At 68.1% G+C, this 22,165-nt stretch carries 22 protein-coding genes; 7 read left to right on the forward strand and 15 right to left on the reverse strand.

Going from position 1 to position 22,165, the window contains the following annotated elements; all coding sequences use genetic code 11:
• Positions 1-49 precede the first annotated feature (49 nt).
• The 7 genes from MNAB215_RS02675 to MNAB215_RS02705 all read right to left on the reverse strand — a co-directional run bounded on the left by MNAB215_RS02675 (position 50) and on the right by MNAB215_RS02705 (position 6,106).
• Positions 50-682, reverse strand: a complete 633-nt coding sequence (locus MNAB215_RS02675; protein ID WP_077077338.1) for a dTMP kinase — start codon at positions 680-682, stop codon at positions 50-52.
• A 48-nt stretch (positions 683-730) separates the two neighbouring features.
• On the reverse strand, positions 731-2,203 hold the full coding sequence (ahcY, locus tag MNAB215_RS02680; protein WP_077077339.1) for an adenosylhomocysteinase: 1,473 nt from the start codon (positions 2,201-2,203) through the stop codon (positions 731-733).
• Positions 2,204-2,318: 115 nt separating this feature from the next.
• Positions 2,319-2,924, reverse strand: a complete 606-nt coding sequence (gene alkX, locus MNAB215_RS02685; RefSeq protein WP_077078357.1) for a TetR family transcriptional regulator AlkX — start codon at positions 2,922-2,924, stop codon at positions 2,319-2,321.
• A 41-nt stretch (positions 2,925-2,965) separates the two neighbouring features.
• Positions 2,966-3,148: a rubredoxin gene (locus MNAB215_RS02690; RefSeq protein WP_077077340.1), complete on the reverse strand. Its 183-nt coding sequence runs from the start codon at positions 3,146-3,148 to the stop codon at positions 2,966-2,968.
• A complete protein-coding gene (locus MNAB215_RS02695; protein WP_077077341.1) occupies positions 3,145-3,318 on the reverse strand; it encodes a rubredoxin in 174 nt (57 codons plus the stop codon). Before MNAB215_RS02695 ends, MNAB215_RS02690 begins: the two co-directional genes overlap by 4 nt.
• The gene (locus MNAB215_RS02700) at positions 3,318-4,562 is read right to left on the reverse strand and encodes an alkane 1-monooxygenase (protein ID WP_077077342.1); all 1,245 of its coding nucleotides are present in this window, start codon (positions 4,560-4,562) and stop codon (positions 3,318-3,320) included. The genes MNAB215_RS02695 and MNAB215_RS02700 overlap by 1 nt, the downstream gene beginning before the upstream one ends.
• A 68-nt stretch (positions 4,563-4,630) precedes the next feature.
• The gene (locus MNAB215_RS02705) at positions 4,631-6,106 is read right to left on the reverse strand and encodes an APC family permease (protein ID WP_077078358.1); all 1,476 of its coding nucleotides are present in this window, start codon (positions 6,104-6,106) and stop codon (positions 4,631-4,633) included.
• A 65-nt stretch (positions 6,107-6,171) separates the two neighbouring features.
• On the opposite strand from MNAB215_RS02705, the gene MNAB215_RS02710 reads away from it, so the two are divergent.
• Complete coding sequence (locus MNAB215_RS02710) at positions 6,172-7,575, forward strand: FAD-dependent oxidoreductase (RefSeq protein ID WP_077077343.1); 1,404 nt, start codon at positions 6,172-6,174, stop codon at positions 7,573-7,575.
• Here the strand turns inward: MNAB215_RS02710 and manA are convergent.
• The 4 genes from manA to MNAB215_RS02730 all read right to left on the reverse strand — a co-directional run bounded on the left by manA (position 7,553) and on the right by MNAB215_RS02730 (position 11,859).
• Entirely contained in the window at positions 7,553-8,779 is a 1,227-nt protein-coding gene (manA, locus tag MNAB215_RS02715) for a mannose-6-phosphate isomerase, class I (RefSeq protein ID WP_077077344.1), read from the reverse strand. The two genes, MNAB215_RS02710 and manA, sit on opposite strands and share 23 nt — an antisense overlap.
• Positions 8,780-8,787: 8 nt before the next feature.
• Entirely contained in the window at positions 8,788-9,888 is a 1,101-nt protein-coding gene (locus MNAB215_RS02720; RefSeq protein WP_077077345.1) for a TobH protein, read from the reverse strand.
• On the reverse strand, positions 9,885-11,282 hold the full coding sequence (locus MNAB215_RS02725; protein ID WP_077077346.1) for a phosphomannomutase/phosphoglucomutase: 1,398 nt from the start codon (positions 11,280-11,282) through the stop codon (positions 9,885-9,887). Before MNAB215_RS02725 ends, MNAB215_RS02720 begins: the two co-directional genes overlap by 4 nt.
• A gap of 112 nt (positions 11,283-11,394) precedes the next feature.
• Positions 11,395-11,859, reverse strand: a complete 465-nt coding sequence (locus MNAB215_RS02730) for a DUF3499 domain-containing protein (RefSeq protein ID WP_217348900.1) — start codon at positions 11,857-11,859, stop codon at positions 11,395-11,397.
• A gap of 185 nt (positions 11,860-12,044) precedes the next feature.
• On the opposite strand from MNAB215_RS02730, the gene MNAB215_RS02735 reads away from it, so the two are divergent.
• A complete protein-coding gene (locus tag MNAB215_RS02735) occupies positions 12,045-12,467 on the forward strand; it encodes a metallopeptidase family protein (protein ID WP_077078359.1) in 423 nt (140 codons plus the stop codon).
• 20 nt (positions 12,468-12,487) lie between these two features.
• On the opposite strand, the gene MNAB215_RS02740 is transcribed toward MNAB215_RS02735, so the two are convergent.
• On the reverse strand, positions 12,488-12,832 hold the full coding sequence (locus tag MNAB215_RS02740) for a WhiB family transcriptional regulator (RefSeq protein WP_077077348.1): 345 nt from the start codon (positions 12,830-12,832) through the stop codon (positions 12,488-12,490).
• Between the two features lie 356 nt (positions 12,833-13,188).
• Between MNAB215_RS02740 and cofD the strand changes: the two genes are divergently transcribed.
• The 4 genes from cofD to MNAB215_RS02760 are packed head-to-tail and all read left to right on the forward strand — an operon-like array spanning position 13,189 to position 17,670.
• Entirely contained in the window at positions 13,189-14,181 is a 993-nt protein-coding gene (gene cofD, locus MNAB215_RS02745; RefSeq protein WP_077077349.1) for a 2-phospho-L-lactate transferase, read from the forward strand.
• Positions 14,178-15,527: a coenzyme F420-0:L-glutamate ligase gene (locus MNAB215_RS02750; RefSeq protein WP_077077350.1), complete on the forward strand. Its 1,350-nt coding sequence runs from the start codon at positions 14,178-14,180 to the stop codon at positions 15,525-15,527. The genes cofD and MNAB215_RS02750 overlap by 4 nt, the downstream gene beginning before the upstream one ends.
• The gene (locus tag MNAB215_RS02755) at positions 15,524-17,134 is read left to right on the forward strand and encodes a class I SAM-dependent methyltransferase (RefSeq protein ID WP_245830112.1); all 1,611 of its coding nucleotides are present in this window, start codon (positions 15,524-15,526) and stop codon (positions 17,132-17,134) included. Before MNAB215_RS02750 ends, MNAB215_RS02755 begins: the two co-directional genes overlap by 4 nt.
• On the forward strand, positions 17,131-17,670 hold the full coding sequence (locus tag MNAB215_RS02760) for an NUDIX hydrolase (protein ID WP_077078360.1): 540 nt from the start codon (positions 17,131-17,133) through the stop codon (positions 17,668-17,670). Before MNAB215_RS02755 ends, MNAB215_RS02760 begins: the two co-directional genes overlap by 4 nt.
• A 53-nt stretch (positions 17,671-17,723) precedes the next feature.
• On the opposite strand, the gene manB is transcribed toward MNAB215_RS02760, so the two are convergent.
• The 3 genes from manB to rfbD are packed head-to-tail and all read right to left on the reverse strand — an operon-like array spanning position 17,724 to position 20,602.
• The gene (gene manB / locus MNAB215_RS02765; RefSeq protein ID WP_077078361.1) at positions 17,724-18,800 is read right to left on the reverse strand and encodes a mannose-1-phosphate guanylyltransferase; all 1,077 of its coding nucleotides are present in this window, start codon (positions 18,798-18,800) and stop codon (positions 17,724-17,726) included.
• A 1-nt stretch (position 18,801) separates the two neighbouring features.
• Positions 18,802-19,698 carry a glycosyltransferase family 2 protein gene (locus MNAB215_RS02770; RefSeq protein WP_077077352.1) on the reverse strand — a complete coding sequence of 299 codons (897 nt, stop codon included), beginning with the start codon at positions 19,696-19,698 and terminating at the stop codon, positions 18,802-18,804.
• A complete protein-coding gene (gene rfbD, locus MNAB215_RS02775) occupies positions 19,691-20,602 on the reverse strand; it encodes a dTDP-4-dehydrorhamnose reductase (RefSeq protein ID WP_077077353.1) in 912 nt (303 codons plus the stop codon). Before rfbD ends, MNAB215_RS02770 begins: the two co-directional genes overlap by 8 nt.
• Before the next feature lie 74 nt (positions 20,603-20,676).
• On the opposite strand from rfbD, the gene MNAB215_RS02780 reads away from it, so the two are divergent.
• Positions 20,677-22,155, forward strand: coding sequence for an LCP family protein (locus MNAB215_RS02780; RefSeq protein WP_425436388.1), 1,479 nt, complete (start codon positions 20,677-20,679; stop codon positions 22,153-22,155).
• Positions 22,156-22,165 lie beyond the last annotated feature (10 nt).

Below are 22,165 nucleotides of genomic sequence, written 5' to 3' on the forward strand. Positions count from 1 at the left end.
ATAGGGCCAAATCGTGACAAATTTGTGCTATTCGCGGCCTATTCGCGGCCTATTCGGAGGTCAAAATGGCGGCTAGGCGGCCGGGATCGACGTCCGCGTCGACCACCAACCATTGCCCGCCCCAGCCCGCGGCGGCAAGCTCCGCGTACACCGCGCCGGTGCGCTGCTGCAGTCCGTCATCGCGTTCGTAGCTGTCCCGCGCCCGCCCCGGCTCGGTCTCGGCGCGGTCGCGGGCCCGCTGCCCGGCGAGCTCGGCCGTCACGTTCAGCAGTATCTGCCAGTCCGGTGCGGGCACCCCCAGCCGCTGGAATTCCAGGGCCCGCCCCCAGCCAGCTGCCTCCCCCGCCGCACCCTGGTGCAGGCGGGCGGCGCTGTAGGCCGCGTTGGAGGCGACATAGCGATCGAGAATCACGACGTCGTGGTCGCGGGTGAGCCGCGCGATGTCCCCGACGGCCGCGGCCCGGTCGAGCGCGAAGAGCATCGCCATCGCGTACACCGACGACGACAGATCCCCGTGCTCGCCGTGCAGCGCCTCGGCCGCGACGTCGGCGGTCACTGATTGCCCGTAGCGCGGGAAGGCCAGCGTGACCACCGACTTCCCGGCGGCTTCGAAGGCCTTGCGCAGGCCCTCGGACAACGTGCGCTTACCGGCGCCGTCGACGCCTTCGATCGCGATCAGCACGGCGCCAGCCTATCGAGCCCGCGCCGCGCTCGGCACGCATGTGGGGGATCAGTAGCGGTAGTGGTCCGGCTTGTACGGGCCCTCGACGTCGATGCCGAGGTATTCGGCCTGCTCCTTGGTCAGCTTGGTGAGCGTGCCCCCCAGCGCCTCGACGTGGATGCGGGCCACCTTCTCGTCGAGGTGCTTGGGCAGCCGGTACACCTCGTTGTCGTACTCGTCGTTTTTGGTCCACAGCTCGATCTGGGCGATGGTCTGGTTCGCGAAGCTGTTGCTCATCACGAAGGAGGGGTGCCCGGTGGCGTTACCCAGGTTCAGCAGCCGGCCCTCGGACAGCACGATGATCGACTTGCCGGTATCGCCGAAGGTCCACAGGTCGACCTGCGGCTTGATGTTGAGCTTTGTCGCGCCGGAGCGCTCCAGCGCGGCCATGTCGATCTCGTTGTCGAAGTGGCCGATGTTGCCCAGGATGGCGTGGTCCTTCATCGCCTTCATGTGCTCGAGCGAGATGATGTCCTTGTTGCCGGTCGAGGTCACGACGATGTCCGCGTCGGCGATGGCCTGCTCGACCGTCACGACGTCGAAGCCCTCCATCAGCGCCTGCAGCGCGTTGATCGGGTCGATCTCGGTGACGACGACCCGGGCCCCCTGGCCCTTCACCGCCTCCGCGCAGCCCTTGCCGACGTCGCCGTAGCCGCAGATCAGGACCTTCTTGCCGCCGATCAGCGCGTCGGTGCCGCGGTTGATGCCGTCGATCAGCGAGTGCCGGGTGCCGTACTTGTTGTCGAACTTCGACTTGGTGACCGAGTCGTTGACGTTGATCGCCGGGAAGGCCAGGTCGCCGGCCGCGGCGAACTGGTAGAGCCGCAGCACGCCGGTGGTGGTCTCCTCGGTGACGCCCTTGACCGACTCGGAGATCTTGGTCCACTTGGTCTTGTCGGTCTCGAAGCGGGTGCGCAGAACGCTCAGGAAGACTTTCCACTCCGCGGAGTCGTCGTCCTCGGCGGGCGGCACCACACCGGCCTTCTCGTACTGCGCGCCGCGCAGCACCATCATGGTGGCGTCACCGCCGTCGTCGAGGATCATGTTGGCCGGTTCGCCGGGCCAGGTCAGCATCTGCTCGGCCGCCCACCAGTACTCCTCGAGCGTCTCGCCCTTCCAGGCGAACACCGGGACACCCTGCGGCTTTTCCGGCGTGCCGTGCTTGCCGACAACGACGGCCGCGGCCGCGTGGTCCTGGGTGGAGAAGATGTTGCAGGACGCCCAGCGGACCTCGGCGCCCAGTGAGGTCAGGGTCTCGATCAGCACCGCGGTCTGCACGGTCATGTGCAGCGAACCCGAAATGCGGGCGCCCTTCAGCGGTTGCACTTCGGCGTACTCGCGGCGCAGCGACATCAGGCCGGGCATCTCGTACTCGGCGAGGTCGAGTTCCTTGCGGCCGAATTCCGCCAGCGACAGGTCGGCGACCTTGAAGTCGATGCCGTTAACAACGTCGGGGGTCAGCGCCTTTTCGGTCGTGGTCATGGCGTGTATCAATCCTCTTCGGCTCATGGGGGCTCAAATTGAGCGGGCTACCCAGCTTTAGTTAGCTTGGGTACGCTCTTCCGCCACTGTAGTAGGCGGCCTTAAGCTCGCCAGGTCAGGGGACGTTGATGACGCCGTGACGCTCCGCGAAGGGCGTCATCAGCCGGGCCAGATCCCGCGCGACGTCGTGATCGGCTTCCGGCGGCATCGATACGTAACTCAGCGCCAGCCGCACGATGGCGCGCGCCAGCACTCCGGCGTCCTCGTCGCTGGTGGCCACCCAGGTGGAGGTCAATGCCAAGCTCAGCCGGGCCGAGGCGCGGGTGATGATGGGCGCGCTGTCGGTGGTGATGAGCTGCAGCAGGTCGGGCTTGGCGACGCCGCTGAGCAGCGAGATCACCAGCGGGTCCGACGCCGACTGGGCGAAAAAAGACCGAAAGCCCGCCAGGAAGGCTTCAAAGAAGTTGCCGACGTTGGCGTCCAATGCGGCGTGGATCGCGTCCACCAGGCGGTCGGCCAGGCGCAGGGCGTAACCCTGTGCCAGACCTTGCCGTGAGCCGAACTCGTTGTAGATGGTCTGCCGGCTGATGCCTGCCGCGCGGGCCACGTCGGACAACGTGATGGCGGACCAATCCCGAGTCAGCAGCAGCTCGCGCATCGCGTCCAGCACCGAGTCGCGGAGCAGGACCCGCGACGCCTCGGCATAAGGAATCCGCTCCACAGGCGCGAGAATAGCCGCTTTCGCCACGTTATCGGTGCTGATCACGACCGTGCGATCTCCACCATGTCGAAGTCGGATTTCGCCGCGCCGCAGTCCGGGCAGCTCCAGTCGTCGGGGATGTCGTCCCACCGGGTGCCGGGGTCGATGCCGTCTTCCGGCCAGCCCTTGGCCTCGTCGTATTCGAAGCCGCACTGCACGCATTGGAAGAGCTTGAAGTCATTCATCGGTTCGCTCCTAGGATTTCGAAATCGAGTTTCTCGCGCACCGAGCAGTCCGGGCAGCACCAGTCCTCGGGAATCTGGGCCCACCGCGTCCCGGCCGGAAAGCCTTCTCTGGCATCGCCTTTGGCTTCGTCGTAGACGTAGTCGCAGACCGGGCAGTGGTAGGCGGCCATCACCGTTCGGCTCCGTAGCGGGCCAGCATCTTGCTGCGCAGCCGTGGCTGCAGGTTGACCCGGGTGATGTCGCCGTCGTAGTGGGCGAGCACGCGGTGGTCCATCACCTTGCGCCACAGCGGCGGGAAGTAGGTCAGCGAGATCATCGACGCGTATCCACTCGGCAGGTTGGGCGCGCCTTCCATGCTGCGCAGCGTCTGATACCGCCGGGTGGGGTTGGCGTGGTGATCACTGTGTCGCTGCAGGTGGTAGAGGAACAGGTTGGTCACTACGTGATCGGAGTTCCAGCTGTGCACCGGCGTGCAGCGCTCGTAGCGGCCGTTGGCGTTCTGCTGCCTCAGCAGCCCGTAGTGCTCCAGGTAGTTGACGGCCTCCAAGAGCGAGAAGCCGAAGACGGCCTGGATGATGACGAACGGGATCAGGGCCGGCCCGAACACCGCGATCAGCACACCCCAGAACACCGCCGATATCAGCCAGGCGTTGAGCACGTCGTTGGACAGATATGTCTTGGGGTTCCACGGGCTGGTGCCCTGCCTGCGGATGCGCTGTGCCTCCAGCCGCAGTGACGAGCGCAGGCTGCCAAACACGCTGCGCGGCAAGAACTCCCAGAAGGTCTCACCGAACCGCGACGACGCCGGGTCCTCCGGGGTGGCGACGCGGACGTGATGGCCGCGGTTGTGCTCGATGTAGAAGTGCCCGTAGCAGGTCTGCGCCAGGGTGATCTTGGACAGCCACCGCTCCAGCGCATCCTTCTTGTGCCCCATCTCGTGCGCGGTGTTGATGCCGACGCCGCCGAGCACGCCGACCGACAGCGCCAGGCCGAGCTTTCCCGCCCAGCCCAGGCCGCCCTCGAAGCCGAGCCAGTTCAGGTTCGAGGCGGTGAACAGGTAGGCGCCCAAGATCACGCTCAGGTACTGGAACGGAATGTAGATGTAGGTGCAGTACCGGTAGTACTTGTCGTTTTCCAGCCGCTCCATCACCTCGTCCGGCGGGTTCTGCCCGTCGGGCCCGAATCGCAGGTCGAGAATCGGCAGCAGGACGTAGAGCAGGATCGGCCCGATCCACAGCGGCACCTGCGCAGCGGCGTGCCAGCCCAGCTGGTTCATCCCCCAGATCAACGGCAGCATCACGAACAGCGCGGTCGGGGCGATCAGCCCCATCAGCCAGAGGCGACGTTTCTTGTCTCGCCAAGCGGCGGGAGCAACGACTTCTTCACCGACAACGGCAGGTCTGAATGTGGTCATGCTTTGGACAATATCGAGCTTTGCGTCTCCTGTCTAGACAAAAGATGTACTTTTGTAAAGTTGCTGGTTTAGATCGTCCGGCTCGCGTCCCGTTGGCCCTGCTTCGAGTGCCGGTAGCCGTAGCCGAGGTAGATCAGGGTCCCGACCACGATCCAGACGGCGAATCGCACCCAGGTCAGCGCGGTGAGGTTGATCATCAACCACACACAGGCGGCGATCGAGGCGATCGGAAGCGCAGGCACCCACGGGGCGCGGAACCCACGCGGCAGGTCCGGACGGGTCCGTCGCAACACGATGACTCCGGCGGACACCAGGACGAAGGCGAACAGCGTTCCCACGTTGACCATTTCCTCGAGCTTGTTGATCGGGAACACCGCGGCGGTCGCGGCCACCACCGCCGCCACCAGCACGGTGATCCGGATCGGCGTGCCGCGGGCGCCGGTCTTGGCCAGCTGCCGCGGCAACAACCCGTCGCGCGCCATCGCGAACAGCACCCGGCACTGCCCGAGCATCAGCACCATCACCACGGTGGTCAGCCCGGCCAGCGCCCCGATCGCAATGACCTGGCTGGCCCAATGGATCCCGTTCGCGGCGAACGCCGTGGCCAGGTTCGCCGGCTTCCCGCCGGGGAGGGTCTTGAGCTGGGTGTAGGACACCATTCCGGACAGCACCACCGAGACCGCGACGTACAGGACGGTCACGATGGCCAACGACACCAGAATCCCCTTCGGAACGTCGCGCTGCGGTTGCTTGGTCTCCTCCGCCATGGTCGCCACGATGTCGAACCCGATGAAAGCGAAGAACACGATCGACGCGCCCGCCAGGACGCCGTACCAGCCGTAGCTGCTGCTGTGCGCCCCGGTCAGCAGCGACAGCACCGACTGGTTGAGGCCGGATACGCCACGACCCACCTCGGGCTTCGGGATGAACGGCGAGTAGTTGGCGCGTTTGATGTAGAACGCCCCTACCACCACGACCAGAATCACCACCGACACCTTGATGCCGGTGATCACCGCGGAAAATCTCGACGACACCTTGGTGCCGAAGGCGATCAGCGTGGACACCACCCAGACGATCAGCAGCGCGCCCCAGTCGAAGTCGATCGGTCCCAATTTCGTTGTCCCCCCGGCGAATCCGAAGACCGTGCCGAGGTAGCTCGACCAGCCCTTGGACACCACGGCCGCACCGATCGCCAACTCGAGCAGCAGGTTCCAGCCGATGATCCAGGCCAGGAATTCGCCGAACGTCGCGTAGGAGAAGGTGTAGGCACTGCCCGCGACCGGCAGCGTCGAGGCGAATTCCGCGTAACACAGCGCGGCCAGCGCGCAGGTGACCGCGGCGATCACGAACGAGATCCAGATCGCGGGACCCGTGATATCGCCGGTGGTCGACGCGGTCACCGTGAAGATGCCGGCACCGATCACCACCGCGACACCGAACACCACAAGGTCCCACCAGGCCAAATCCTTGCGCAGCCGGGTCTCCGGCTCATCGGTGTCGTCGATGGACTGTTCAACAGATTTCGTGCGCCATCGATTGGCCATCCCCAGCCCCTTCATGAACCGTTTGGCAGCCCGTTGGACCGCACAGTACTGGGTACTCTGCGCGCATGCCTGGCAAGGAAAACTCTCGTCGCCATGCCGTTGTCATCGGCGCCAGCATCGCCGGCTTGTGTGCCGCTCGGGTGCTTTCGGACAGCTATTCGCAGGTCAGCGTGTACGAGCGCGACGAGTTGCCCGGCACCGCGGCGAACCGTGCGACGGTCCCCCAGGACCGGCACCTGCACATGCTGATGGCCCGCGGAGCCATGGAATTCGAGGAGCTCTTTCCCGGCCTGCTCAAGGACATGGTGGCCGCGGGCGTGCCGATCCTGGAGAATCGGCCGGACTGCATCCACCTCGGCGCCGCGGGCCATGTGCTGGGGACCGGACAGACCCTGCGCGACGAGTTCACCGCGTACGTGCCCAGTCGGCCGCATTTGGAGTGGCAGATCCGCAAACGCGTGCAGGCCATCGGCAACGTCGCGATCCAGCGGCGCAGCGTCGCCGAACCGGCTTTCGACCCGCTGCGGCGGCGGGTGACCGGTGTGTTGCTGGATCCCGCCGACCCGCCCGGTGACCCGGAGTTCGTCTCCGCCGATTTCATTGTCGACGCGGCGGGTCGCGGCACCCGGCTCCCGGTCTGGTTGACGCAGTGGGGATATCCGCGCCCGACCGAACAAACCCTGGACATCGGCATCAACTACGCCACGCACTACTTCCGCATCCCCGACGGCCTGATCCAGGAGAGGGTGGTCGTCGCGGGCGCCTCGCACGACCAGTCGCTGGGGCTGGGCATGCTGTGTTACGAGGACGGCACCTGGGTGCTGACCACCTTCGGAGTGGCCGACGCCAAGCCGCCGACGACCTTTGGCGACATGGTCGCGCTCGCCGACCAGCTCCTGCCGTCGCATTTCGCCGACGCGCTGGCGCAGGCCGAGCCCGTCGGCGAACCGGCCTTCCACGCGTTCCCCGCCAGTAAGTGGCGCCGCTACGACAAGCTAGACAGCTTCCCGGCCGGGATCCTGCCGCTCGGTGACGCGGTGGTCAGCTTCAACCCCACGTTCGGCCAAGGCATGACGATGACGGCGCTACAGGCCGGTCATCTGCGGCGCGCGCTGCGGTCCGGCGCCGACGACGTGGTCGCCGAGGTCAACCGCGCCACCGCCAAGACCACTTTTCCGGTGTGGACGATGAACGCCATCGGCGACACCAGCTTCCATCACGCTCGCACTGAGCAGATGCCCTGGTGGTGGCGACCGTCCGGGGCGTTGTTCGACCAATTCCTCGGGGCCGCTGAATCCGAATCGGTGCTGGCCGAATGGTTTCTGCGGCGCTTCTCACTGCTGGACAGCCTGTATATGGTCCCGCCGCCGCGCATCATCGGCCGCGCCATCGCGCACAACATGCGGATGTGGCTGCGCCAACGCCGGGAGCGCCGCGGGGCCGCGGTCACAGCCCTACGGTCGCCCTGAACAGCTTGACGGGCTCACGCGCGAGGAGCCGGATCGGGCCGTCGTCGGCGGGCACCCACGCGGCCATGCCGTGCTCGAGCGTCAGCGACCCGGATTTGCCGTGCACCGTCGTCGAACCCTCGGTGCACAACAAGATCTGCGGCCCCTCATGACTCGACGGCGCGTCGACCTCATGCCCGAGATGCTCTCCGTCGATGGTCAGCACCGCGACCGCGAATTCGTCGGCCGGGGTCTCGTAGATGAGGCCGAGCCCCTCGTGGCGAACCGGCGACCGCAGTTGGGATTCCGCGGTGGGCGCGAAGTCCAGCACCCGCAACAGCTCGGGCACATCGACGTGCTTGGGCGTCAGGCCGCCACGTAATACGTTGTCGGAGTTGGCCATAACCTCAACCGCGAAACCACGCAGATAGGTGTGCAGGTTGCCAGCCGGCAGGAATATCGCCTCGCCTGGAGCCAAGGTGATTCGGTTGAGCAACAACGCCGCCAGCACACCGGCGTCGCCGGGATAGCGCTCGCCGAGCTCCAGTACTGTCTTGGCCTCCGCCACGAATTCCGTTGCGCCGGAACTGACGTACTGGATGGCGCCGTCGATCACGGCGGACACCAGCACGTCGATGTCGGGTTGCGGGGCGGTGATCCAGGTGGTGAACAGCGCACGCAGCCCGTCGGCGTCGGACTGGTCGCTGAGCAGTTCGATGAAGGGGTCGAGGTCCGAAACCGCCAGCGCCCGAAGCAATTCCGTGGTGCGCGACGCCTGACGAAATCCGGCCAACGCCTCGAAAGTCTGCAGTGCCACCAGCAATTCGGGCTTGTGCGACGTGTCGCGGTAGTTGCGCACCGGCGAGTTGACCGGAATGCCCAGCTTCTCCTCGCGCAGGTAGCCCTCGACGGCCTGGGCGGCACTGGGGTGGGCCTGCAGCGACAGTGGCTCGTCGGCGGCCAGCACCTTGACCAGGAACGGCAGCACATCGCCGAACCGGGCGCGCGACACCGAGCCGAGCTGGCCCTCCGGGTCGTCGGTCACTGCCTGCAGCAGTGAGGTTTCGCCGTGCTCGGTTTCCAGCCAGGCGGGGTCTGCCGGGTGTGCGCCGAACCAGAGTTCGGCCTCGGGGTGGGCGGCCGGCACCGGACGCCCGGTGAATTCGGCGATTGTGGTACGCGATCCCCAGGCGTAGGTCCGCAAGGCTCCGCGAAGCAGTTCCACTTGACTATCTATCCCCGCACCAGTCGCAAGTAAACGGCGGCCATCTCCAGCCGAACGGCCAATACTGCCAGTTGCTGTTCGGCGGGCGCCGCACCGGTCGGCGTGCGCGGCGCGGTAGAGCCGTCGCCGGGTGCGGTGAGCGCGTCCGGTACATCCTCGGCGGTGACGAGATAAACGTCGTCCAGCCCGGCCACCCGCGCGGCCGCGACCGTGCGGTCGCCGGTCAGGGTGAGCGCCAGCACCCGCAGCCGGTCGGGCAGCGGCCCGTCGATCTCCTCGTCGTGAAAGAGAGGATCGACCGACGATGAGCCGAACCCGGACGGCGAGCGCAGCGCCACCACCGCATCCGCCAGCCCGGTGGCGGCCACCACCTGATGGGCGATCCGCAACAGGATCGAACTGCCGTGCCGCGCCACCGCCAGCGTCGCGGCGCAGTCGCCGGTGAGCGCCACCCGGTGGTCGGACAGGCGTTCGGCAATCGACTTGGCCGGGTTGGTGAACAGGTCGCGGCCGGCGCTGTTGCGCAGCGCCTCTTCGTCCAGCTCGTCGGCCAGCGCCGCCAGGTCGATACTCAGCCTCGGGTCCACGGCCGCCACGATGGCCAGGCCGGCGGCCAGGTAGCGGCACAACCCGAAGTCGTCGGGGACCCACAGTCGCGGCGCCAGCACCGCGACACGTCCGGCCGTGGTGTCACGCAGCGGTCCCTCGAACGGCGCGACGACGACGACCCGTGCGCCGCGGCGCACCCCGGTCGCGGCGGCTCCGACGACGGCGGGATCGCCCGGGTCGTCGGCCGCGACGATCACCACGTCGAGCGGACCCACCCACGGCGGCGCCTCGCTGACCACCGCGATCGGCGCCGACGCCGAGCTGCCCAGGGTCGCGGCCAGCATGGCCCCGGCCGTCTCGGCGGTCCCCCGGCCCGCCACCCAGATCACGCTGCGGGCGCGGCCATCGGTGCGCACCGAATCCAGTGCGCCCTCGTCGACGGCGGCGGCGATGGCGCGCACCTGCGCCCCGGCCGACGACGCGGCCCGCAGCAGGCCGTCGCGATCGGCGGCGAGCAGGCCGTCGGTGTCTTCCAGGTCGATCGCCCGGGTGGTGTTCACGAAACGGCCCCTTCGGGCGTTGCCGCAGCGGAGATCTCGGCACTGACCTGGGCCACCACCGCGTCCACGTCCTCGGTGGTGCGCCCCTCGGCGTTGAGCCGCAGCAGCGGCTCGGTGTTGGAGCTGCGCAGGTTGAACCAGCTGCCATCGCCCAAATCGACCGTGACGCCGTCCAGGTGATCGATGGAGTGGATGCGGCTGCCGAACGACTTCAGCACCGCGTCCACACACTCCGAGGCGTCAGCCACCGTGAAGTTGATCTCGCCGGACGATTCGTAGCGTTGGTAGTCCGCGGTCAGCTCAGACAGCGGCCGCTCCTGCTCGCCGAGCGCGGCCAGGACATGCAGGGCGGCCAGCATGCCGGAATCGGCTCCCCAGAAGTCGCGGAAGTAATAGTGCGCGGAATGTTCGCCACCGAAGATCGCACCGGTGTCGGCCATCAGCGCCTTGATATAGGAGTGCCCGACCCGCGAGCGCAGCGGCGTACCGCCGCGCTCGACAACCAGTTCGGGCACCGCCCGAGACGTGATCACGTTGTAGATGACGGTGGCGCCGATTTCGCGGCCGAGTTCGCGAGCCGCCACCAGGCTGGTGACCGTCGACGGCGAGACCGGCAATCCGCGTTCGTCGACCACGAAGCACCGGTCGGCGTCACCGTCGAAAGCCAGGCCGATATCGGCGCCGGTCTCGAGCACAAAGGCTTGCAGATCCACGAGGTTTTCCGGGTCCAGCGGGTTGGCCTCGTGATTGGGAAACGAGCCGTCGAGCTCGAAGTACAACGGCAATAACGTGACCGCGCCGATGGGACCGAGCACGGCAGGCGCGGTGTGACCGGCCATGCCGTTGCCCGCGTCGACGGCAACCCGCAGCGGACGCAGTCCGGAGGTCGACACCAGCGACCGCAGGAACTCGCCGTAGTCGCCCAGCACGTCGCGGTCGCTGACGCTGCCCGCCGGCCCGTCATACGAAGCGACCCCGGCGATCAGGTCGTCGCTGATCACCTTCAGCCCCGTGTCGGCGCCGACGGGTTTGGCCCCGGCCCGGCACAACTTGATGCCGTTGTAGGCCGCGGGGTTGTGGCTTGCGGTGAACATCGCGCCCGGGCAGTCCAGCAGCCCCGCGGCGAAGTACAGCTGATCGGTGGACGCCAGCCCGATGCGCACCACGTCGAGGCCCTGAGCGGTCACCCCGGCCGCGAAGGCGGCGGCGAGCGTCGGCGAACTGTCCCGCATGTCGTAGCCGATCACCACCGATCGCGCACCCTCGGCGCGCATCAGCTTCGCGAAGGCGGCCCCGACGTCGGCGACGAACGACTCGTCGATCTCGTCGCCAACCAGCCCACGCACGTCATACGCCTTGATGACTCGGTGGACGGCCTCGGCGGACCGGGACATGCTGGATACTCCTGACGCCATGGATTCTTGCCTCTCCGACGTCAGCCTATCGGCCCGGTGGATCCAGGGAGCCAGACAGTTTGCCCAACCGGGCCCGGCCGCTACTCAGCCGCTACTCGGAGGGATCGGGCAGCACCCGAAGATGCCCGCGGCGGCGTCCGGACCGTTGCGCCGGGGGCGGCGCAAACAGCTCGCTGCTCGGCGCCGTCGCGTGCGGCCCGGTGTGGTGGATGTGCGGGTCAGCAAACCCGTTCAGCGGGGTGCCCGTTCCGCCGCGATACGGCACGCCGCCGCCATTGCCCGAGCCGCCCTCGCGCACGGCGTCGGCCAGCGCGACCAGGTCGTCTTCATCGGGATTGGTCGGCTCAGAATTCAGGGGGCCGGCGTGGCGCACGAGTTCCCACCCGCGCGGTGCGGTGATTCGGCCGGCGTGGTTGACACAAAGGTCCCACGAATGCGGCTCCCGCACCGTGGCGAGTGGACCTACGACTGCCGTCGAGTCCGAGTAGACGAACGTCAAGGTCGCTACGGCGTAATGCGGACACCCGGGCCGGCAGCAGCGACGGGGAACGTTCACGAGCGAAAGGTTATCTTGCGGAAACGCCGCCGAAGCGCCGGACACGCGCAACCGATCATCCCACGATGTTCAACCGTTACCATCGGCGCGTGGCCGATTCGCGCAGCTCCCCGGGCAGCGGCTGGCCCGGTGGCCAGTCCGGTGGCCGCTCGGCGTCGCACCGCGCGGCCCGGCGCGGCCGCGACATGCGCGGCCCGTTGTTGCCTCCGACGGTTCCGGGATGGCGCAGCCGGGCCGAGCGCTTCGACATGGCGGTGCTCGAGGCCTACGAACCCATCGAGCGGCGCTGGCAAAGCCGGGTCTCCGAACTCGACGTGGCGGTCGACGAGATCCCCCGCATCGCCGCCAAGGACCCCGACAGTGTGCAGTGGCCCCCGGAGGTCGTCGCCGACGGTCCCATCGCGCTGGCCCGTTTGATGCCGGCCGGCGTGGACGTCCGCGGAAACGCCACTCGGGCCCGAATTGTGTTGTTCCGCAAGCCCATCGAGCGACGGGCGAAAGACACAGTCGAACTCGGCGAGTTGTTGCACGAGATCCTGGTGGCTCAGGTCGCCATCTACCTGGACGTCGAGCCCTCGGTCATCGACCCGACGATCGACGACGAATAGCCCAAGACGGGCTTGGCAGATCAGATGATGCCGCGTTTGAGGCGACGGCGTTCCCGTTCGGAAAGCCCGCCCCAAATGCCGAAGCGCTCGTCGTGCGCCAAGGCGTAGTCGAGGCACTCATGACGTACCTCGCAGCCCAGGCAGATCTTCTTGGCCTCGCGAGTGGACCCGCCCTTCTCCGGGAAGAAGGCCTCGGGATCCGTTTGCGCGCAGAGCGCACGGTCCTGCCATTGGTCGGGAGTGACCTCGACCTCAGGTAACGGTTCGGGTTCGAATGCGACTGGCGCATCAGGAACCACCGTCAAGTGCGGCCGGGCAATTGGCGCCGGCGCGGAACCAATAATGGTGTGCGGTGTGCTTGTCATAACGCCCCGAAGGTGCTCATAAGACATGCTTCGTCCGCCTCCTCAGCTTGAGTTTGAGAGAGTGAGTACTGCCCACTGTTCTGATGTAACCGACAATTCGAACAAGTGATCGAATCTCGGTCTGCGACACCGGAACCGGCCGGCTAACCGGGAAATGACACTGATGTGATTAGACACGGGTTGACCAGCCGGGTCAAGCGCTATGGGGCATTTCCATATCATCTCGTGACCATTTTTCGGCGTTTCCGTTGTAACGGGCTTTCGGCGTGTCGATCACAGCTCCGCAAATCTCCTCACTTCCGTGGTCAAAAAGGGCCCCGCAGTTGCAGTGTCGTGGGCCGGTACTGTCAGGCGATGTGAAGGTCACCGTTTTGGTCGGTGGGGTCGGCGGCGCCCGCTTCCTGCTGGGGGTCCAGGAGTTGTTCGGCCTCGGGCAGTTCAACGCCCGGACAGATGCAGACGCCGATCATCAGCTGACTGCCGTCGTCAACATTGGCGACGATGCGTGGATCCACGGGCTACGCGTCTGCCCGGATTTGGACACCTGCATGTATACCTTAGGTGGAGGAGTCGATCCAGAACGGGGTTGGGGCCACCGCGACGAAACCTGGCATGCCAAAGAAGAATTGGCGCGCTACGGCGTACAACCCGACTGGTTCCAGCTCGGCGACCGCGACCTCGGCACCCACCTGGTGCGCACCCAGATGCTGCACGCGGGCTACCCGCTGTCGCAGATCACCACCGCGCTGTGTGACCGTTGGCAACCGGGCGCACGGTTGGTGCCGGCCAGCGACGACCGCTGCGAAACACATGTGGTGATCACCGATCCGGCCGACGACAGCCGTCGGGCGATCCACTTCCAGGAGTGGTGGGTGCGCTACCGGGCCCAGGTGCCGACGCACAGCTTCGCCTTCGTCGGTGCCGAAAAGGCCAGCGCGGCAACCGAAGCCGTTGCGGCCATCGCCGACGCCGATGTCATCTTCCTGGCACCGTCCAACCCGATCGTCAGCGTCGGCGCCATCCTGGCCGTGCCCGGCATTCGCGGCGCGCTGCGCTCGGCGGATGCGCCGGTCATCGGCTACTCACCGATCATCGGTGGAAAGCCGTTGCGTGGCATGGCCGATGAATGCCTCAAGGTGGTGGGCGTCGAGTCCACCGCCGAGGCGGTCGGCAGGCATTTCGGAGCGCGGCGGGGCACCGGGATATTGGATGGCTGGCTGGTGCACGAGGGCGATCACGCCGACATCGACGGGGTGGCGGTGCGCTCGGTCCCGCTGTTGATGACCGACCCGAAGGCGACGGCCGAAATGGTGCGTGCCGGTCTGGAGATTGCGGGCGTGACCCCGTGACTGAGCACGGCGCGGCCGCGCGGATCGAGATCCTGCCCGTCGCCGGGCTTCCCGAATTCCGGCCCGGCGACGATCTGGGAGCCGCCCTTGCCGCGGCGTTGCCCTGGCTGCGCGACGGCGACGTCGTGGTCGTCACCAGCAAGGTGGTGAGTAAATGCGAGGGCCGGCTGGTGGCGGCGCCGGAGGATCCCGAGGAACGCGACGAGCTGCGCCGCAAGCTGGTCGACGACGAGGCGGTGCGGGTGCTGGCCCGCAAGGGCCGGACCTTGATCACCGAGAACCGGATCGGGCTGGTGCAGGCCGCCGCCGGTGTCGACGGCTCCAACGTCGGCCGGACCGAATTGGCGCTGCTGCCCGTCGATCCTGACGGCAGCGCTGCGGCGTTGCGCACCGCGCTGCGCGAGCGCCTCGGCGTCGAGGTCGCCGTCGTCATCACCGACACCATGGGCCGGGCCTGGCGCAACGGCCAGATCGATGCCGCGGTCGGCTCGGCCGGTCTTGCTGTGCTGCATGGCTATTCGGGTGCCATCGACGCGCACGGCAACGAGTTGGTGGTCACCGAGATCGCGGTCGCCGACGAGGTCGCCGCGGCCGCCGATCTGGTCAAGGGCAAACTCACCGCGATGCCGGTGGCCGTGGTGCGCGGGCTTGCCGTCGTCGACGACGGCACGACGGCCCGGCAACTTCTGCGCCCGGGCACCGAGGACCTGTTCTGGCTCGGCACCGCCGAGGCCATCGAGATGGGCCGCCGCCAAGCCCAGCTGTTGCGCCGATCGGTACGCCGATTCAGCGACGAGCCGGTGGCGCCCGAGCTGATCGAGGGCGCCATCGCCGAGGCCCTCACCGCACCCGCCCCGCACCACACCCGGCCGGTGCGGTTCGTGTGGCTGCAGACGCGGGCCACCCGGACCCGGCTGCTGGATCGCATGAAAGAGCAGTGGCGTTCCGACCTCGCCGGTGACGGCCGCACGGCCGACTCGGTGGAACGCCGGGTGGCGCGCGGCCAGATCCTCTACGACGCACCCGAGGTCGTCATCCCGATGCTGGTCCTCGACGGCGCACACAGTTATCCCGACGCCGCGCGCACCGAGGCCGAGCACACCATGTTCACCGTCGCCGTCGGGGCGGCCGTTCAGGCGCTGCTGGTCGGACTGGCCGTGCGGGGCGTGGGCAGCTGCTGGATCGGCTCGACGATCTTTGCCGCCGATCTGGTCCGCGCCGAGCTCGACCTGCCGGCCGATTGGGAGCCGTTGGGCGCCATCGCCATCGGCTACGCCTCCGCAGAATCGGGCCCGCCCGGCCTCCGCGACCCCGCCGATGCCGGGGATTTGCTGATCCGCAAGTGAGCCGCCCGGCGAGGGGGATAATCAGGCCGGTGAAGACGTTCGCGGGCAAGGCTGCGGCGTCGGCGGACAAGGCGCGCGGCGGCTATTACACCCCGGCGCCGGTGGCCCGATTCCTGGCCGACTGGGTTCGCCGGGCCGGACCCCGCATCGTCGAGCCGTCCTGCGGCGACGGCCGGATCCTGCGCGAGCTGGCCGCCCTGAGTTCTCAGATCCGCGGCGTGGAGCTGGCGGCGCGCGAAGCCGACATTGCCAGGCAGTTCGCACCGGTCGACGCCGAGAACCTGTTCACCTGGCTGGGCCGTACCGAGGCCGCGTGCTGGGACGGGGTCGCGGGCAACCCGCCCTACATCCGCTTCGGCAACTGGGCAGCCGAGCAGCGCGAGCCGGCGCTGGAGCTGATGCGGCGCGCGGGGCTGCGGCCCAGCAAGTTGACCAACGCCTGGGTCCCTTTCGTCGTCGCGAGCACGATGCTGGTGCGCGACGGCGGCCGAGTGGGCCTGGTGCTGCCCGCCGAATTGCTGCAAGTCGGCTACGCCGCACAGCTGCGTGACTATCTGCTCGCCCGATTCCGCGAGATCACCCTCGTCACGTTCGAGCGGTTGGTCTTCGACGGCATCCTGCAGGAGGTCGTGTTGTTCTGCGGCGTGGTCGGTGCGGGCCCGGCGCGGATTCGCACCGTCCACCTCACCGACGCCGGCGCGCTGGCGGCCGCGGATCTCGACGTCGAGTCGGCGCCCGCGCTGCTGCACGAGAACGAGAAGTGGACCAAGTACTTCCTGGATCCCTCGTCGATCGAGCTGCTGCGCGGCCTCAAGGCATCCGGCGCCCTGACCCGGCTCGGGGCGATCGCCGACGTCGACGTCGGCATCGTGACGGGCCGCAACAGCTTCTTCACCTTCACCGACGCCCAGGCCCGCGAACTCGGGCTGCGGCAACACTGCGTCCCGCTCGTCTCGCGCAGTAATCAACTGTGCGGTCTGATCTACGACATCGACTGTCGCACAAGCGATCTCGCGGCCGGGCAGCGAACCTGGCTGCTCGACGCGCCGCCGGAGCCGACGGACCCCGCACTGCTCGCACACATCGACGCCGGTGCGGCCGCGGGAGTGCACCGCGGCTACAAGTGCTCCATCAGAAAGCCGTGGTGGAGCACGCCGTCGCTGTGGATACCAAACCTGTTTCTGCTGCGCCAGATTCACCTCGCACCCCGGCTGACCGTCAACGCGGCCGCGGCCACCAGCACCGACACCGTGCACCGAGTCCGGCTGCGCCACGACATCGATCCGAGCGCGCTGGCCGCGGTGTTCCACAACAGCGCGACGTTCGCCTTCACCGAGATCATGGGCCGCAGCTATGGTGGGGGCATCTTGGAGCTGGAACCGCGGGAAGCCGAGCAGCTGCCCATTCCCCCACCGAGGCATGCCGGCGCCGAACTCGCCTGCAACGTCGATTTGCTGTTGAAGGCCAACGAAATCGAGAAGGCCCTCGACCTCGTCGACCGTCAGGTGCTGATCGAGGGGCTGGGCTTCTCGCCCGACGTCGTGGCGCAGTGCCGGGCCGCGTGGGTAACGCTGCGCGGCCGCCGGACCAGGCGCGGATCCCGATGAGCGTCCGGGACTCGGTGCTCACGACGCTCACCGACTGGACGGCACCCGACCCGGCGCAGGACTCGTTGCGCCACGCGGTGCTGGCCTTCGTGCACGGACGCGACGACTCCTGCGCCCGCGACTGCGTGCCGGGCCACGTCACCGCCTCGGCGCTGGTGCTCGACGCCGGCGGTACCCGGGTGCTGCTGACATTGCATCGCCGGTTCCGCCGCTGGGTGCAGCTGGGCGGGCATTGCGACGACGACGACCCCGACGTCGCGGCCGCGGCCTTGCGCGAAGCCACCGAGGAGTCCGGCATTCACGGTCTGCGCCTGGCGCCCGAACTCGCTGCGGTGCACGTCCATCCGGTCACCTGCTCGCTGGGCGTGCCGACCCGTCATCTCGACATGCAATTCGTCGCGCACGCCCCGCCGGGCGCGCAGATCGCCATCAGCGACGAGTCGGAGGATCTGCGATGGTGGCCGGCCGACGCGTTGCCCGACGGCGCCGACCACGGGCTGGTCCACCTGGTCGCCCGGGCCCTCGCGATGGGCTGAGCTGGGGGCACTCCCCCGCAAGCGGGAGGTGCCCCCAGCCGCTTGCCGGGGACTTAAACGTCGGACGAGTAGCGGATGCCGCCGTCGGGAATCGAGACGCCGGGCCATACCCGCGCGCCGCGCAGCAGCTCGCAGCGCGCTCCGATGTCGGCGCCGTCGCCGATCACGCCGTCGCGAATCAGCGCCCGCGGCCCGATCCGGACACCGAACCCGATGATGGAGCGCTCGATCACGCTGCCGGCCTCGATCTTGACGCCGTCGAAGATCACCGCGCCGTCCAGCCGGACACCCGGCCCGATCTCGGCACCACGCCCGACCACGGTGCCACCGATCAACAGCGCACCGGGCGATACCGCCGCGCTGTCGTGCACCAGCTGCTCGCCGCGGTGCCCACCCAGGGCCGGCGACGGCGCGATGCCGCGCACCAGGTCGGCCGAGCCGCGGACGAAGTCCTCGGGTGTGCCCATGTCGCGCCAGTACGTGGCGTCGACGTAGCCGCAGACCTTGACGCCGTCGTCGGCCAGCAGCGCCGGGAATACCTCGCGCTCCACCGACACCGCGCGGCCCCGCGGAATCCTGTCGATGATCTTGCGCTCGAAGACATAAGCGCCGGCGTTGATCTGGTCGGTGGGCGGATCCTCGGTCTTCTCCAGAAACGCGGTGACCCGACCGTCCTCGGTGGGCACGCAGCCGAACGCGCGGGGGTCACCGACGCGCACCAGGTGCAGGGTCACGTCGGCCTGCTTGGCGTGGTGGAATTCCAGCAGCTGGCCCAGGTCGGCGCCGGACAGCACATCGCCGTTGAACACCATGACGGTGTCGTGGCGCAGCTGGTCGGAGACGTTGGCGATACCGCCGCCGGTGCCCAGCGGCTCCTGCTCGGTGACGTACTCGATGTCCAGACCCAGCTGCGACCCGTCGCCGAACTCCGCCTCGAACACCGCGGCCTGATACGACGTGGACAGGATCACGTGCTCGATGCCGGCCGCGGCAATCCGCGACAGGAGGTGGGTGAGGAAGGGCACCCCGGCGGTCGGCAGCATCGGCTTGGGCGCCGACAGCGTCAACGGCCGCAACCGGGTGCCCTTGCCGCCGACCAGGATCACCGCATCGACTGGGGGAGTTGCCAACTCAGCGCCGCCCTTCTGCGAACTTGCCCAAACGTTTGCGCCGCGCATTGCGCACCATCAGCGCCGAACGCACCGCCAGCGATCCCCGCAGCGTCCAGCGCAGCGGAGCTCGCCACAATCCGGCATTGCGATCGGCGAGAAAAATGTACGTGCTCCTGTGATGGGCGGCCAGGTGGCTTTCCGGATCGTTCCCGGTGGAGTGCCCCCGGTGGTGCAGGACTTCGGCCGTCGGGACGTAGACCGACAGCCAGCCCGCCTTGCCGAGCCGGTCGCCGAGGTCGACGTCTTCCATATACATGAAGTAGCGCTCGTCGAATCCGCCCACTTGATCGAAGGCCGACCGGCGCAACAGCAGACACGATCCGGACAACCAGCCGACCGGGCGTTCGCTGGGTTCGACCCGCTCCTGGCGATAGGCGGCCGTCCAGGGATTGCGCTTCCAGAACGGTCCGACCACCGCATGCATGCCACCGCGGACCAGGCTGGGCAGGTGACGCGCTGACGGATAGACCGACCCGTCGGGGTCGCGGATCAGTGGGCCCAGCGCCCCCGCGTGCGGCCACCTGGCGGCGGCCTCCAGCAGCGCGTCGATGCTGCCGGGGCCCCACTGCACGTCGGGGTTGGCCACGATCAACCAGTCGTCGACTCCCCCGCTGTCACAGAGATGACGCACCGCCCGATTCACCGCGGTGCCGTAGCCGAGGTTGGCCCCGGTGTCGAAAAGCCGCACGTTGGAATAGCGCTCCAGGGCTTCCTGCGGGGTGCCGTCGGTAGATCCGTTATCCGCCAATAGAACACTGACCGGGCGCTCGGTGGCCAGCGACAGCGAGGCCAGGAAACGCTCTAGGTGAGGTCCCGGCGAGAACGTCACCGTCACGACCGGCAGAACGTCAGCCACGCGAAGAGGGTATCGGTCGATCGGGTGAAGCAACCCGGCCAGATGCGGCTAGGGCGGCGACAAGCGCAGCACGCCATGGCCTCAGCGGTGTCATGCCCGCCGCCGCCGACTCCCGGCTGGACAACGCGGAGTAGCTCGGCCGCGGCGCGGGCCGCGGATTGTGTGCGCTGCTGACCGGCCGCACCCGCGCCGGGTCGGCACCGCATTCTTCGAACACGGCACGGGCTTGCTCGAATCGGGAGACCGCACCCTCATTGGCGGCGTGCAGGATGGGGCCGGGCACCCGGTCGTCGGCGATCTGCAGCAGCGCGGCGGCCAGATCGGCGACGTAGGTCGGCGAGCCGGTCTGGTCGTCGACCACGTCCACCGGGTTCTCGCCCGCGGCCAGCCGCTGCATCACGGCGACGAAGTCCTTGCCGGTGCCGCCGGTGTAGACCCAGGCGGTGCGCACCACGATGCCCTGGCCGGCGTCCGGCAGCGCGGCCAGCACTGCCTCTTCGCCGGCGCGCTTGCTGTGGCCGTAGACGCCCACGGGGGTGGTGGGATCGCTGGGTTCGAAGGGATGCGGTGCGGCACCGGGTTGCGCGTCGAACACGTAGTCGGTGGAGACGTGCAGCAGCTGGGCGCCGGCGCGGGCGCAGGAGCGCGCGATGTGTTCGGGGCCCGCGGCGTTGACCGCGTAGGCGGCCTCTTCGTCGCTTTCGGCGCCGTCGACGTTGGTGTACGCGGCGCAGTTGATCACCACATCGCCACTTTTGACGATCGATTCGGCCGCGGCCGGATCGGTGATGTTCCACTGCGACGACGTCAGCGCCAGTACGTCACGCCCCTGATCAGTGGCTTGCGCTGCCAAACAGCTCCCGAGCTGCCCGCCTGCTCCGGTGATCACGATCCTGCCCGACATGGTTCGAGTCTGGCATGCCCCAGGCACGCCGCCGCCGGCTACCCGAGAAGCGGCTGATTCGCAAGTAACCTAGTGTGATGCCTGTGCAACGTGTGGTTCGTGTGGTTGCCACTGTGCTCGCTGTGGTCGTCGTTTTCGGCACCGGCATGGCATGGCGCAACGTCCGAGGATTCGAGGACGGCATCTTCCACATGTCCGCCGCCTCGCTGGGCAAGGGCGGCGACGACGGCGCGATCGACATCCTGCTGGTCGGTGTCGACAGCCGCACCGACGCGCACGGCAACCCGCTGACGCCCGAGGAACTGGCCACCCTCAAGGCAGGCGACGAGGAAGCGACCAATACCGACACCATCATCCTGGTCCGGATACCGAACAACGGAAAGTCGGCGACCGCGATCTCGATCCCGCGGGATTCCTACGTCGCGGCGCCCGGCCTGGGCAAGACCAAAATCAACGGCGTCTACGGCCAGACCCGCGAGGCCAAGCGGACCAGCTTGGTCAAGGCCGGCGATTCCGCCGAGGACGCGGCGGCCCAGGGCACCGAGGCCGGCCGCGATGCCCTGATCAAGACCGTCGCCGACCTCACCGGCGTCACCGTCGACCATTACGCCGAGATCGGGCTGCTCGGTTTCTCCCTGATCACCGACGCGCTCGGCGGCGTCGACGTCTGCCTCAAAGAGCCGGTGTTCGAACCGATGTCGGGTGCCGACTTCCCGGCCGGACAGCAAAAGCTCAACGGTCCGGAGGCGCTCAGCTTCGTGCGCCAGCGCCACGACCTGCCCCGCGGCGACCTGGACCGGGTGGTCCGCCAGCAGGTGGTGATGGCGTCGTTGGCGCACCGGATCATCTCCGGCAAGACGTTGTCCAGTCCTGCCACACTCAAGCGGCTGGAGTCCGCCGTCCAGCGTTCGGTGGTGATCTCCTCAGGTTGGGACGTCATGGATTTCGTCCAGCAGCTGTCCAAGCTGGCCGGCGGCAAGGTCGCCTTCGCCACCATTCCGGTGCTCGACGGCGCCGGCTGGAGCGACGACGGGATGCTGAGCGTGGTCCGGGTGGACCCGCATCAGGTGCAGGACTGGGTCGGCGGCCTGCTCAACGATCAGGCCGAGGGGAAGACCGAGCAGCTGGCCTACTCCCCCGCCAAGACCACCACCAGCGTGGTCAACGACACCGACATCAACGGTCTGGCTGCTGCGGTGTCAGAGGTGTTGAGCGCCAAGGGATTCACGCCCGGGCCCGTCGGCAATAGCGACGGCACCCACGTGAAGACCAGCCAGGTGCGCGCCGCCAAGTCCGATGACCTCGGCGCCCAGGAAGTCTCCAAGGAACTGGGCGGGTTGCCGGTCGTTCCGGACACCTCGCTGGCGCCGGGAACGGTGCGGGTGGTGCTGGCCAGCGACTACACCGGGCCGGGCTCCGGCCTGTCCGGCACCGGGTCGATCGTGCCCGCCCGGGCGGCCAGTGCCGGGTCGAGCGTTGCCGCCGACCCGAATGTCCCGGCGCCGTCACCGATCCTCACCGCGGGCTCCGACAAACCGGAGTGCATAAACTAACTTCCATCGT

This window comes from Mycobacterium numidiamassiliense (assembly GCF_900157365.1).
GTDB lineage: Bacteria > Actinomycetota > Actinomycetes > Mycobacteriales > Mycobacteriaceae > Mycobacterium > Mycobacterium numidiamassiliense.